Origin of the sequence: Streptomyces sp. NPDC050997, from assembly GCF_040660135.1 — a bacterium.
Taxonomy (GTDB): Bacteria; Actinomycetota; Actinomycetes; order Streptomycetales; family Streptomycetaceae; genus Streptomyces.
Window position 1 is genome coordinate 214886 of sequence record NZ_JBFAGK010000004.1, and the last position, 13695, is coordinate 228580.

Consider the following 13695-nt stretch of genomic DNA (forward strand, 5'->3'; position numbering starts at 1 on the left):
AACAGCCGGGACACCGACCTCTCCGGGTCGGCCACCAACCGCGGCAGGACCTGGGCCAGGGCGGCCATCGCGACCCCGGCCAGCGTGCGCAGCGTTTCGAGCGCCGCCGCCATCCGGGCGTCCGCCCGGTGCAGCAGCCAGGCCACCACCAGCGCGGCGACCGTGTGTACGACGGTCATCGCCGCCCCGGCGTGATGCCAGGCGTGTCCGTCCCCGGCCGCCGACATGTGCCCGGCGCGCATCGCGTGCCGTGGCATCGCCGTCGAGGCGTCACCGTCGGCGTAGGAGAGGGCGAGATGCAGCACTCCCTGCACCGCCAGCGTGACCACGATCGTCGCACCCGCCGCATAGCGGCGACGGGCCAGTGGCCACACCATCGCGAACTGCGCCGCGACCAACCCGGCCGACAGCCGCCACGGCACCGTGCCTTCGGCGACCGCGTGGTGCCCGAACGTCGCCAGCACGGTGCCGAGCACGGCGAACAGGCCGGCCCGCGCACACGTTCCCGCGCGACTGGCCGGACCCGCTCCGGCAGTCCAGTCCCATGCCCGCACCGAGGGCATGCTCACGCGACGAGGCGACATGGTCGCCCATCATCCCCGACCGTCCCGGTCACCGGGTCCTCGGGGCGGTCGGACGTTCGCCGTCGCCGATCCGGCCGGTGGAGGTCGCGCGCGTTCACCTCGTCCTATACGGCGGACCGGGCAGGTCGGTTCACAGAGGGGCGGGTACACGCGGCCACCGGAACGGGCAGTGCCGGCCCGTCGCGGAAACCGACCCCGCGAGCCGACATCCATGGCGTCCCTGTCCCCCGGCATCAGAAGGGCCCTAGGGTCGGCGGTATGACCGAGGACTCCCTGCGCTCCGTCACCGTCGAGCGAATCAGCACCGGCCACTTCGTCGCGACGAACGCCCGCGGCGCCACGATCAGCTTCGGTACGAGTTCCGGTGCTCCCGGGGACACCGCGTTCACCCCGGTCGAGCTGTTGCTCGCCGCGATCGGAGGGTGCTCGGCGGCGGACGTCGACGTCGCCACCAGTCGCCACGCGGAACCCACCAGGTTCTCCGTCGCGGTGACCGGCGCCAAGGTCAGTGACGAGCTCGGCAACCGGATGACCGACCTCACGGTCACCTTTTCCGTCGCTTTCCCGGACGGTGAGGGCGAGGGCGAGGGCGAGGGCGAGGGCGAGGGCGATGGCGCTGGCGCGGACCGGGCCCGGGCGATCCTTCCGCGAGCGGTCAAGACCAGCCACGACCGGCTGTGCACGGTCAGCCGCACGGTGGAGATCGGCACGCCCGTCACCGCGACGATCGAGGACGCCTGACCTCGCGGACGGACCCGGCGACGCTCACTCCGGCCGGGGCGTCGAGAGCGTCCCGGTCCCCGGCGACAGGCGCGGCAGAGGTCCTCAGAGCCGCGCCGATCCGGGCTCTGAGGACCTGCTCGCGCTGCTTCACAGTCCGCTGAGATTCTCCGCGGGCTCCATCATCTTTCTCCGCGCGACCCCGGGAACGGATTCTTCCGCCGTGCCACGGTGCGGAACGAGGACGCGGCCCACGATCACGGCGTAGAACAGGCCGGAGGCCAACACCAGTGCGAAGTCGGGCGGGTACAGGGTGAGCATGCGCCAGACCGAGACGCCCACCCACAACAGGGCCGTACCGCCGCTCCAGACCCGAACGCCGATGCAGAAGCGCCGGTTGGTGTTCCTGCCCGCGGCCGCCGAGCCGGTGGGCCGCCAGGCCTGGCGCCTGCCCCGGGCGATGTCCCAGATGGCGAACAGGTGCGCCCAGCCGTACAGCAGGCGCACGGCCCATGCCTCGATCCGGTAGGGGCATTTGTGCCACAACGGGAAGACCAGCACCGTGTAGATGACGCTGGGAAGGACCAGCAGCATGTACTCGACCTTGAGTTTTTCGGGCATGGCCACCAGCAGGACGATCGGGAGCAGCGGTGCCACGAAGGTGAAGAGCGCGGTGTGGAGGTAGTAGAGGAAGCCGGAGAAGTAGCAGAGCCGGGTGGTGAATCCGAGCTTTGTGCTCCAGAACTTCTTGCTTGCCAGCAGGCTCATGGAACCCGAGCACCAACGGTACTGCTGATGGTAGAACGCGCTCACGTTGTCGGGACAGTTGCCGGTGGCGAGGGGAATCGGCACATAGCGCAGGCGCCAGCCCAGACGACCGAGGTCGAAACCCGTGTGCACGTCCTCCGAATGCTCGATCAGCGTGGTACCGCCGTTGGCCTCCAGGGCTGTTCGCCGGTACACGGCGCAACTGCCCACACAGATGGCCCCGCCATGGCGCTGACGAGAAACCTGGATCGCCCGGTAGAACAACTCCTGGACGGAACCCGCACCGCGCTCGATCCACGTCTGCCGTTCGGCCACGCGGAAATACTGCGGTGACTGGACGATGCCGATCTGCGGGTCACGCTCCATGTACGGCAGCAGTTCCTCCAGCAGATCCGCACGGGGCGCGAAGTCGGCGTCGAGGATGAGGATGTACTCCTCGTCGGAGATGCCAAGCCCGTAGTGCAGGTTGCCGGCCTTCTTGAACCAGCCGGGGTTGGGCCGGCTTCCGTATTCGAATCCGAGCTCCTTCGCCATGGCGGCGAGCTCCGGAGTGGCGGAGTCGTCGAGTACGTACGGGGTGGCCTTGCCGGGATATCGGTCGGCGAGTCGGCGCACATGCCTCCAGGTGTTTTCCAGAACGTCGACGGGCTCGCCGCACACCGGCAGGAAGACGGCGACCGTCGGGTATTCCTTGGGGCGCCAGTTCCGCACCAGTTGGCGGTGGCCCCTCAGATCGAAGTCGGCTGTGAAGCCGTTCACGCGTAGTGAGGCGATGTAGTAAAGGGCGCTGAAGCCCAGGCACGGCAGCAGGACGAACAGCCACGTCGACGACTGGATCAGCCTGAACTGGCTGAAGACGAGGCAGCCCATGCTGATGAGCGAGGCCGCCGTGAGTACCCAGAGATGGCGCCTCGCGTAGGAGTACTTCTCCTGGTCGTCCGGGGGTTGGGGGAGTACGCAGGTGGCCGCCTGCTCGGACCGAGGGGGCTCCTTGAATGTGGTGGTCACCCCCAAACCACTAGCCACGCCGAGTGTGCCGTGCGCGTTCGGATGGGCTGATTGCTGTATGGGTCGCTCGAATGAAGGATGTGTCGGAGTGGCACCCACCGAAGAGCGGAATGGCGGTCGCCGCAGAGCTTCTCGAAGTCGGTTGATGTGACTTGTCGTGGGGAGTCCGGTGAGCCGCTGAGCCCGGCGCGGGGCCTTCGGAGAGCCGACCGTGCCCCCACAAAGGTGAACTTTCCCTGCCGCTCGGACGAATCGCGGTGGCGCCGCGCCAAATATGACGTGTCGTTTCGTCATATTTGCCCATCGGCACTTTCTCAAGGAACTGGAGGCAGAAATGCGCTCACTGACTTCCCGCAGCCGTCGCGCGGCTTGGACCTCACTGGCTCTCGCGGGGACGCTCGGCCTCATCCCCGTGACCCAGGCGCACGCCGGGGACAGCGGACCGAAGCCCAAGGCCAAGACGCCGGTGCAGGCATACGGCCAGCTCCACGTCTGCGGCACGCAGCTGTGCTCCGAATCCGGCAAGCCGGTCCAGTTGCGGGGCATGAGCACGCACGGCACGCAGTGGTACCCGCAATGTCTGACCGGCGCGGCGCTGGACGCCCAGGCCTACGACTGGAAGGCGAGCGTTCTGCGTGTTTCGACGTATGCGCGAGAGGGCGCGTACAGCTCGGATCCGAAGAAGTACACCGCACTGGCGAGCCGACTTGTCGATATGGCGAGCGCCCGCGGAATGTACGTCATCGTCGACTGGCACACGATTCACCCCGGTGACCCGCACCAGGACCTCGACAACGCGCGCACCTTCTTCAAGCAGATCGCCGAACGCCACAAGCGCAAGCACAACGTGATCTACGAGATCGCCAACGAGCCCAACGGCGTTGCCTGGCCGACGATCAAGAGCTACTCGGAGAAGATCATTCCGGTGATCCGTTCCCGCGCTCCGGGCAGCGTGGTTCTGGTCCCGACGAGAGGCTGGGCCACGCTCGGCCTGGCCGAGGCGGCCACCGAGCAGGCCATCGTCAAGGACCCCGTACGCGCCAAGAACGTCATGTACACGTTCCACTTCTACGCGACAGCGGGTCGGGAGCAGTTCCTGAAGCGTCTGGACCGCGCCTCGGACAAGCTCCCGATCTTTGTCTCGGAGTGGGCCGTCGCATCCTGGAACGGCTGGGGCAAGGACTACGCCATGGCGCAGAAGTACGTCGATCTCATGGCGAAGAAGAAGATCGGCTGGACGAACTGGAGCCTCTCCGACAACCACAAGGACCTCTCGGTCTTCAAGAAGGATGCCTGCAGCACAGGCAAGTTCGGCACAAGTTCCCTCACGCCCAACGGTGTCTGGATCAGGCAGCGCACGAGGGGCTGACCGCCTGACCGCTCCTCACGCCGGACGTCGCCGCCAACTCCCGTTCCCCCGGCGGACGTTCCCTCGAGCCGGGTGCGGCATCACGCACCGAAGCTGTCATCGAGGGGATAAGGAGCGGTTGCATCAGCCTGCACTTGACCGCAGCGTGAGGGGCCCCGGGCACTATTCGCCCGGGGCCCCTCACGCTGCGGTCAGCCCTCGTTCAGGGCCTGATCCCTGATGGAATCCAGGTTGGAAAATTGGCTCCGGGGTGCAGGGGGTCCGGGACAAGTTTTGGACAGGTGTAGACAGGCTGGGTATCTGGCGCCTAGCTTCTAGACATGCCTGGACAGGTTTATAAACATCATCGTGTCGCTCATGTGCTGGCCGAGGAGATCCGTGCGGGGGTGCATGTCGACGGCAGCAAGCTGCCAGGCGAACATGTGCTGCGCGAGCGGTTCGGGGTGAGCCGGACGACGGTACGGCAGGCCCTCAGCGCCCTCGGTGAGCAGGGACTCATCGAGACGCACGCCGGCATCGGATCGATCGTCACCTTTGATGGGGCGCCCCTTGACCAGCGGCTCGGCTGGACACGGGCACTTGCTGAGCAGGGCACCGAGCTGACGACCGAGACCCTGCGTTTCGAGCGGATACGAGACGAGGTTCTCGCGGGTGAACTGAACCTGGAATCACCTCAGTTCATCGCCCTCGATCGTGTCCGCCGGTTGGTCGGCGGACACGGAGTCTCGCTGGAGTTCAGTCGTGTGCCCGCTGTCGCGGGCCTCGCCGACCTGCCCGAGCGCGGCCTCGACGGCGGCTCCCTGAGCCGCACCCTCACGGCCGCGGGCCACATCCCCGACTCCAGTGATGCGCATATCGTCGTCGCCGGACTCAACACGGACGAGGCCGAGATCCTGCACCGCTCGCCCGGAGAGTCCTTCCTCCGCGTCGCCCAGGTGTACCGGGATACGGACGGGGATGTTGTCGAACAGGTCACCAGCCTGCTCGATCCGGCCAGGTTCCAACTGCATGTACGGACTGGCCGAGGAGCCCAGCTGTGACTTCCACACCGACTTCCACACCCGATCCCGCCCTGCTCGACCGCGCCCTCGGCGCCTTTTACGGGCTTGCCATGGGCGACGCCCTCGGGATGCCGACGCAGGTCATGTCCCACGCCGATGTCGCGCTGGTCTACGGCACGCTGAGTGGCTTCGAGCCCGCGCGGTCCGACAACCCAGTGAGCGCCGGGATGCCGGCCGGGTCTGTCACCGACGACACCGACCAGGCGGTGATCGTGGCGCGGCTCCTGGTCGAGGGTGGCGGGCACGTCGATCCACGGCGGTTCGCCGAGGAACTCCTGTCCTGGGAGAAAGAGATGAAGGCCAAGGGATCGTTCGACCTGCTCGGGCCGTCGACGAAAGTGGCCCTGGACGCGGTGGCACGCGGCGCCGACCTCAAGGAGGCAGGCAAGCACGGCACCACGAACGGCGCTGCTATGCGGGTGACGCCGGTCGGTATCGCATTCGATGCCACCGACACGGAACGGTTCCTGGATCGGGTCGTCGAGTCCTGCCAGGTCACGCATGACACGACCGTCGGGATCGCGGGGGCGGCGGCCGTCGCTGCGGCTGTCTCCACAGGCATTGCCGGCGGCTCACTCGACGACGTCTTCGACGCCGCGGTCGCGATGTCGGCGGCCGGTGCCCGGCGCGGGCACTGGACCGCGGGCGCCAGCATCTCGGCCCGTATCGCCTGGGCACGCGAACTGGTGGCCGGCCTGGACACGGCAGCGGCGCTCGACCGGATCGACTCGCTCATCGGCACCAGCGTAGCCAGCCAGGAGTCGGTCCCGGCCGCGTTCGCGGTACTGGCGCTCACGGACGGTGACCCGTGGCGCTCCGCGCTACTGGCAGCGAATCTCGGTGGTGACAGCGACACGATCGGTGCCATCGCGGGTGCGATCGCCGGGGCCGTGGCGGGGCTCAGTGCCCTGCCCAACGACGCCGTACGCACCCTGAAAGAGGTCAATGATCTTGAACTGGAACCTCTGACCCGGCAGCTGCTCACCCACCGCACCCGCTGAATCCTCCCTATTTCCCCTCTGTACCGAGCACAAGCAAGGAGGTCCCGCGATGGCCGCTTCAACGAAGAACGACCGCGTCGGCACCGTGGAGACCCGTGGGATCGAACCGGTCCCCGACGGTGAACGGCACGGTCACGCAAGCCAGATGTTCTGGACGTGGTTCGCCGCCAACATCTCAATCCTCGGGCTGCCGCTCGGCGCGACCCTCGTCGCCTTCCGCGGCCTGAACATCTGGCAGGCCGTATTCGTTGCAGTCGGCGGTTCGGTGGGCTCGTTCGCGCTGGTGGGCGCGCTGAGCATAGCGGGCAAGAAGGGCGGCGCCCCAGCCCTGACGCTCTCGCGTGCGGTGTTCGGGCAGCGCGGCAACCACGGGCCGACCTTGGTGACCTGGCTGAGCCGGGTCGGCTGGGAGACGATCACCACGACCACAGCGGCGTACGCGCTGCTCGCCCTGCTCAACACGGTCTTCGGGGTCGGCCGAGGCACCGTCCTCACACTGCTCTGTCTACTGGTCTTCATCGCCTGCACACTGCTGATCAGTGGGCTCGGACACGCCACCATCATGTGGATCAACAAGTGGGCGACAGTGGCCTTCGGAATTCTGAACCTCGTCGTGATGGGCTTCCTCGTCGCGACCGTCGACTGGTCGAAGGTGCTCGACAACCCGGCCGGCCCGGGCAGCAGCGTCATCGCAGGCATCGGCTTCATCGCAGCGGGTACCGGCATCGGCTGGGCCAACGCCGGTGCGGACTACGCCCGTTACCTGCCGAAGGCGATCCCGGGCTTGCGGCTCGTGCGCGCCTCGGCGCTCGGTGCAGGCATTCCACTCGTGCTGCTGATCTCTCTGGGCTCACTACTCACAGCTGGTGATCCGACGCTCGCCACCTCCGCCGATCCGGTCGCAGCGATCAACGCGATGCTGCCGTCCTGGATGGCGGTTCCGTATCTGATCGCGGCGTTCGGCGGACTGCTGATGTCCAATCATCTCTCCACCTACTCGGCCGGATTGACGATGATCACGCTCGGCTTTCGGGTGCCGCGCACGTGGGCTGTCGTTCTGGACGTCGTCCTGATGTTCCTCGGCGGCATCTACTTCATGCTGATCGCAGACGACTTCTACGGCCCGTTCAGCACCTTCCTGACGCTGCTCGCCGTGCCGATCTCTGCATGGATCGGTGTCATCGGCGTCGACATGCTGCGGGGTCGGCACTACGACCCGGAAGGTCTGATGGACACGGGACGCGGCGGCCGCTACTGGTACACCGGTGGGTTCCACCTGCCCGCCGTCGTCGCGTGGCTGGCCGCAATCGCAGCCGGGCTACTCTTCACCAAGGCGGCGACCGGCGCGGACGACGTCTGGTTCGCCGGGCCGTTGGCCGATTCCTGGCTCGGTACGAACGGCCTCGGGTGGCTCATCGCGATCGTCACGGCTGGTGCGGCCTACACACTGCTCGGACGGCGTCCACCGGCGGCCGCCGACGCCGCCACCGCCTCCACCACGCTCGAGGAGGCCGCCACCCGATGAACACCGACTATCGTGTCGTCCTCGCCGGGAACGTCATCGCCGACCTGGTCATCGATGTGCCCGCGCTGCCCGAGCGCGGCGGTGATGTCATCGCGGCCCGCACCGAGCTGTACGCGGGCGGAGGCTTCAACACACTCACCGCGGCGCGTCGGCTCGGCGCCGAAGCCCTTTACGCAGGGCTCCATGGCACCGGCCCGTACGGAGAGTTGGTGCGTGCATCGCTCGCGGCGGAGGACATCGGGCTCGTACTCCCGGCGCGCTCGGACGGTGACACCGGGTTCTGCGTGGCGCTGGTCGACGGAGGAGGCGAGAGGACCTTTGTGACGAGCTTCGGGGTCGACGCACGGATGACCTCGGACGAGGCGGAGACGATCGCCGCGTCCGTGCGCGGCGGGGACCTGGTGCAGGTGTCCGGCTACAGCCTGGTGATGCAGGTGAACGGCCCTCTGATGTCCCGTATGGTCGCAAGCCTTGCGGAGGATGTACGGGTCTGCCTGGACCCCGCGCCGCTCGTGGCGGACATCCCGACCGAGGTCCTGGACCCGGTGCTGGCCCGGACCGACTGGCTGAGCTGCAATGCGCGGGAGGCCCAGCTGATGACCGGGATGGTGGAGCCGCGGGAAGCCGCGCACGTGCTGCGCGGGCGACTGCGGAGCGGGGCCGGGATCATTGTGCGGGCCGACAAGGACGGATGCTGGCTGGCGGCACCGGGCGTGCACGACATCGTGCACGTCCCTGGGTTTCCCGTGAACGCGGTCGACAGCAACGGGGCCGGCGACGCACACGTTGGCGCATTTTTGGCGCTGCTGGGGCGGGGCGCATCCGCCTACGATGCGGCGCGCGGGGCGAACGCGGCGGCGGCGTTGGCGGTGACACGGCGGGGTCCTGCGACCGGGCCGACCAGGGGCGAGCTGGCTGCGCTGCTGGGAGAGGAGAGATCGAGTGCGTTGGGACTGAGCTGACGGACTCAGGCAGCTCCAGGCACGGTGCGGGTCGCCCCCGCAGCAGTTTCGAGAAGCCGTCTCCGTGGACGACGCAAGATGTGCCGGCCCCGGCTGCGCTCGGCCTCGGCGTCCACGAGCGTGCTGCTGTAGGTGCGACGGTCGTCGGTCACGACCTTGCTGGCCAGATCGCCATAGACGACAAGGGTGACCCTCTGCGAGAAGTCGGTCTTGGGGGTTGCGCCCTGGCGCCTGGCTCTCTCGGCGCAGTGCGTTCTGACCGCCCACTGGCCGTCGACGAGAACACGACCCGTGAAGCAGATCGTCTGGCCATTGAGCCTGTGAACACTTCCTCGGCACGGTCGGCCCGGCACAGGTACCGCCTTCCTCAGTCGTCGTCCGGCGGGAGCCGGCCGATCTGCCGCAGTACGGGCACGATCCGGCGGCGGACGAAGTCGACCACCGCAGTCTCGTCATCCGCGGCAAGAACAAGGCATGCTGGAGGGGCTTTTCGTGCTGTGGGTCGTCCAGGTCCACAGGAGGTAGATCCGGTCGGTCGAAAGCGGCCTCTAGCCGCGGCGCATATCCCGGAGCGCAGTCGGTTGTGCAGATTTTGTGAGTCCTGGAACACCCGGCGACAGCTGACCGCACGTGCGAATCGATGTAATCTCCGGACAACGCCTTTGACCTGCACAGACAGGCAGGGAGCAGAAGACACACCGGGAGCCGTTCCATGCTGCGCACCATGCTCAAGTCCAAGATCCACAGAGCCACCGTCACCCAGGCCGACCTGCACTACGTGGGATCGGTGACCATCGACGCGGACCTGTTGGACGCCGCCGACCTGCTGCCCGGTGAGCTCGTGCACATCGTCGACATCACCAACGGTGCCCGGCTGGAGACGTACGTCATCGAGGGCGAGCGTGGCTCCGGGGTCGTCGGGATCAACGGGGCCGCCGCCCATCTGGTGCACCCCGGGGATCTGGCGATCATCATCAGTTACGCTCAGATGACCGACGCCGAGGCACGGGAGTTCGCACCCCGGGTCGTGCACGTGGACCGGGACAACCGTGTCGTGGCCCTGGGGGCCGACCCGTCCGAGCCGGTGCCGGGCTCGGACCAGGAGCGCAGCCCGCAGGCCGTCGTGGCCTGACCCCGACGTTTGGACCAGGAGCGTGCCCATGAGCGAGACAGAGATCCGCGACGACCGGGCGGCGGGCAGGCTGGAGGCGTTCGGCGGGGGTGAGGTCGTCGGTCGCATCGAGTACTTCGTCCTCGAGTCGCCCGCGGGCGCGCTCGTCCCCGTGCACACGATCGTCGAGCCGGCCCACGAGGGGAAGGGCATCGCGGGCTCCCTGGCACGCGAGCTGTACGCCATCGCGCGGCGCGAGGGAATCGTCGTCGCCCCGCTGTGCCCGTACGTCGTCAAGTGGGCCGAACGCCACCCCGACGAGGCTCCGGCCGCCGACCCCGAACTGCTGCGCGCCGCGAAGCAGTGGCTGGCGGCCCACCCGGGCCGTTTCTGAGTCCGGAGGAGCGGAGGGACGTAGAGGAGAACGCGTGACACTCGCCCTTCTGCATACCTCGCCCCGCCACGTCCCGGTCTTCGACGCCCTGCGCGACGCGGACCACCAGGGCCTGGAACTGCGGCACTTCGTCGACGAGGACCTGTTGAGCCGGGCCCGCGCCGAGGGGCCGGAAGCAGTCCAGGACGACGTACGCGCCGCACTGGAGCGTGCGGTCGCCCTGGGCGCGCGGGTTGTGCTGTGCACCTGCTCGTCCATCGGCGGCGTCGCCGAGGCCGCAGCCCCCGCGGTCGGGGTGTCGGTGCTGCGGGTGGACCGCCCCATGGCCTCGGCGGCGGTGGCCGCCGGCCCGCGGATCGTCGTCCTCGCCACCGTCGAGAGCACCCTCGGCCCCACGGCCGCCCTGATAGAGGAGGAGGCCCGCCGCGCAGGCCGTCCCGTCGCCGTACGCGGCCGTCTCGTCGCCGGTGCCTGGCAGCGCTTCGAGGCGGGTGACATCGAGGGCTCGCTGCGCCTGGTGGCGGCAGCGGCCGACGAGGAGGCAGACGCGGACGTGATCGTGCTGGCCCAGGTCTCGACCGCTTCGGCCCAGCACCTGGTTACGACCACGATCCCGGTCCTGTCCAGCCCCCGGCTCGGACTGGCGGCGGGCGCGGAGGCGATGGCCGCAGGGCGTGTGAGCACCGGGCGGGGCGCAGGGGAGTAACCGCGGAGGCTGGGGAGTAGCGGAGGCGGGGGAGTAGCTGAGGCGAGGACTCCCTCAGCCGCGTGTCCGCGCGGGCACGGGCGCCGTCCCACAGGGCGCCGATGTCTGCGCGGCGAGCCCCCGCAGACTGTGTCCACCCCTCTCCGGGCGCGGGTTGCCCGGCATGGCGGAAGAGTCCCCAAGCAGCCATGGCTGGACGCACGTCGGGCGGCCCACCCGGGGCAGGTGCTTCATGCGGGGGAGTGAGTGGTGGCGCCGCCGTCGGGTACGCGGGGGAGTAGTCCAGAGCCGACGTCGACCGACTGGCCGGAGGACACCATGACGAATCCGTACTCGGACCCCGTCCATCCAGAACCCACGCCGGATCCCGCACCGGGACCCGCACCGGGCCCGGATCCCCAACCGCCGCAGCCGTTCCCGGATCCCGTACCGAACCCCGAACCACCCCCGGCTCCGGACCCCACACGCCCACCGGCCCCCGGCCCGTCTCCGGAGCCCCGTCCGACGCCCGAGCCCTCCCCGTCCCCGATCCCCCCGGGCCCGGAACCCGTACCGCAACCGGAACCGGGCCCGCCGCTGACGTGAGGCCGCCCGGCGCTCCCGCCGCCCGGCGCTCCCGCCGCCCGGCGCTCCCCTCGCGCGGGGCGTACCGGCGCCCGGATGTCGGCCCGGCCGAAGGCGCGCCCGGCGTAAGCGGCCCTGGCGAACGACACCGCACCCAGCACAACGGCGGTGGGCGACCCTCAAGTCGCCCACCGCCGTTCGGCCGTGGTCAGCCGTGTTCAGACGTGCCGCTTAAGCGGACACCTCCGACCGGTCCCCGCCCCACAGGGTGTGGAACGAGCCGTCCCGGTCGGTCCGGCGGTAGGTATGGGCGCCGAAGTAGTCCCGCTGCCCCTGGGTGAGCGCGGCGGGCAGACGCTCGGCGCGCAGGGCGTCGTAGTAGGCGAGGGCCGCGGCGAAGCCCGGGGTCGGGACGCCCTGGCGGGTCGCGGCGATGATGACCTCGCGCCAGTCGTCCTGGGCGGCCGCGATCTCCTGGGCGAACGTGTCGTCGGACAGCAGGCTGGGCAGGTCGGCGCGGGTGTCGTAGGCCGCGCGGATGCGGTCCAGGAAGGCGGCGCGGATGATGCAGCCGCCCCGCCAGATCGCGGAGACGGAGCCGAGGTCGATGTTCCAGTCGTACTCCTCGCTCCCGGCCGAGATCTCGTGGAAGCCCTGCGTGTACGACACGATCTTCGAGGCGTACAGCGCCTGCTCCACCCGGTCGGCGAAGGCACCCGCCTCCGACGCGCTCAGCGCGGACGCCTTCGGCCCGGCCAGCCCGCGGGAGGCCTCGCGCAGCGCCGCGTGGCCGGAGAGGGAGCGGGCGAACACCGCCTCCGCGATACCGGAGACCGGGACGCCGAGGTCCAGGGCGATCTGGACGGTCCAGCGGCCGGTGCCCTTCTGCTCGGCCTGGTCCACCAGCACGTCCACGAAGGGCTTGCCGGTCGCCGCGTCCACGTGGGACAGCACCTCGGCCGTGATCTCGATGAGGTAGGAGTCCAGCCGGCCGGTGTTCCAGGTGCGGAAGATGTCCGCGATCTGCGCGGGCTCGTACCCGGCGACATCGCGCAGCAGCTGGTACGCCTCACCGATCAGCTGCATGTCGGCGTACTCGATGCCGTTGTGCACCATCTTCACGAAGTGCCCCGCGCCGTCGGGACCGACGTGCGTCACACAGGGCGTCCCGTCCGCCGCCTTCGCGGAGATCTTCTCCAGCATCGGGCCGAGGGAGTCGTACGACTCGACAGGACCGCCCGGCATGATGCTCGGGCCGTGCAGCGCGCCCTCCTCGCCGCCGGATACGCCCATGCCGACGAAGTGGATGCCCTGTTCGCGTAGTTCGCGCTCACGGCGCAGGGTGTCCGCGAAGTGCGCGTTGCCGCCGTCGATGATCATGTCACCGGGCTCAAGCAGCGGGGCGAACTCCTGGATCACCGCGTCGGTGGGGTCGCCGGCCTTCACCATGACGACCAGACGGCGCGGCCGTTCCAGCGCGGCCACGAACTCCTTGGCGGTGTCGGCCGCGACGAAGTCGCCCTCGCTGCCGAACTCCTCGACCAGGGCGTGCGTACGCGACGCCGTCCGGTTGTGCAGTGCGACCGTGTAGCCGTTGCGGGCGAAGTTGCGGGCGAGGTTGCGGCCCATGACCGCGAGTCCCGTGACGCCGATCTGGGCTGAAGTGCTCATGCGGTGTGGCTCCTAAGGGATCCGGTGGGGGATTCCGGGTCGTCGTGGGTATCGGTCGTGCTCGCCAGTCTGCCTCACCGACCATCGTGACGTGCCGGTACACCGTCCGCACGTCCGGGCCGGCCGGCGTTCCGCAGGCAGATACGCACAGGAGGCCCCACCTTCCTCAGACGTTTCGCAACTGCCGTTCGTCCGTGGTTCGCTTCGACGGAATCGCGGCCGATTGCCGTCTTGTCATGGCCAGTTCGCAG

At 69.0% G+C, this 13695-nt stretch carries 11 protein-coding genes; 9 read left to right on the plus strand and 2 right to left on the minus strand.

Annotated elements, in window-relative coordinates:
- The first annotated feature begins 842 nt into the window (after positions 1-842).
- Positions 843-1325: an OsmC family protein gene (locus tag AB0H86_RS10955; protein WP_362435751.1), complete on the plus strand. Its 483-nt coding sequence runs from the start codon at positions 843-845 to the stop codon at positions 1323-1325.
- Positions 1326-1454: 129 nt separating this feature from the next.
- Here AB0H86_RS10955 and AB0H86_RS10960 read toward each other — a convergent pair whose 3' ends face one another.
- Positions 1455-2942: a glycosyltransferase family 2 protein gene (locus AB0H86_RS10960; RefSeq protein WP_362436462.1), complete on the minus strand. Its 1488-nt coding sequence runs from the start codon at positions 2940-2942 to the stop codon at positions 1455-1457.
- A 472-nt stretch (positions 2943-3414) separates the two neighbouring features.
- Here AB0H86_RS10960 and AB0H86_RS10965 point away from each other — a divergent pair, with 472 nt between their 5' ends.
- The 8 genes from AB0H86_RS10965 to AB0H86_RS11000 all read left to right on the plus strand — a co-directional run bounded on the left by AB0H86_RS10965 (position 3415) and on the right by AB0H86_RS11000 (position 11209).
- A complete protein-coding gene (locus AB0H86_RS10965; protein ID WP_362435753.1) occupies positions 3415-4449 on the plus strand; it encodes a glycoside hydrolase family 5 protein in 1035 nt (344 codons plus the stop codon).
- Positions 4450-4769: 320 nt separating this feature from the next.
- Positions 4770-5489 (plus strand): GntR family transcriptional regulator, encoded by a 720-nt coding sequence (locus AB0H86_RS10970; protein WP_362435755.1) that lies wholly within the window; start codon positions 4770-4772, stop codon positions 5487-5489.
- Complete coding sequence (locus AB0H86_RS10975; protein WP_362435757.1) at positions 5486-6511, plus strand: ADP-ribosylglycohydrolase family protein; 1026 nt, start codon at positions 5486-5488, stop codon at positions 6509-6511. The genes AB0H86_RS10970 and AB0H86_RS10975 overlap by 4 nt, the downstream gene beginning before the upstream one ends.
- 49 nt (positions 6512-6560) lie before the next feature.
- Positions 6561-8036 (plus strand): cytosine permease, encoded by a 1476-nt coding sequence (locus tag AB0H86_RS10980; RefSeq protein WP_362435759.1) that lies wholly within the window; start codon positions 6561-6563, stop codon positions 8034-8036.
- Complete coding sequence (locus AB0H86_RS10985; protein ID WP_362435761.1) at positions 8033-8998, plus strand: PfkB family carbohydrate kinase; 966 nt, start codon at positions 8033-8035, stop codon at positions 8996-8998. Before AB0H86_RS10980 ends, AB0H86_RS10985 begins: the two co-directional genes overlap by 4 nt.
- A gap of 712 nt (positions 8999-9710) precedes the next feature.
- Positions 9711-10130, plus strand: a complete 420-nt coding sequence (gene panD / locus AB0H86_RS10990; RefSeq protein WP_362435763.1) for an aspartate 1-decarboxylase — start codon at positions 9711-9713, stop codon at positions 10128-10130.
- A gap of 28 nt (positions 10131-10158) precedes the next feature.
- The gene (locus AB0H86_RS10995) at positions 10159-10503 is read left to right on the plus strand and encodes a GNAT family N-acetyltransferase (protein ID WP_362435765.1); all 345 of its coding nucleotides are present in this window, start codon (positions 10159-10161) and stop codon (positions 10501-10503) included.
- A gap of 34 nt (positions 10504-10537) precedes the next feature.
- A complete protein-coding gene (locus AB0H86_RS11000) occupies positions 10538-11209 on the plus strand; it encodes an arylsulfatase (RefSeq protein WP_362435767.1) in 672 nt (223 codons plus the stop codon).
- 795 nt (positions 11210-12004) lie between these two features.
- Here AB0H86_RS11000 and gndA read toward each other — a convergent pair.
- Entirely contained in the window at positions 12005-13444 is a 1440-nt protein-coding gene (gene gndA, locus AB0H86_RS11005; RefSeq protein ID WP_362435769.1) for an NADP-dependent phosphogluconate dehydrogenase, read from the minus strand.
- Positions 13445-13695: the final 251 nt, after the last annotated feature.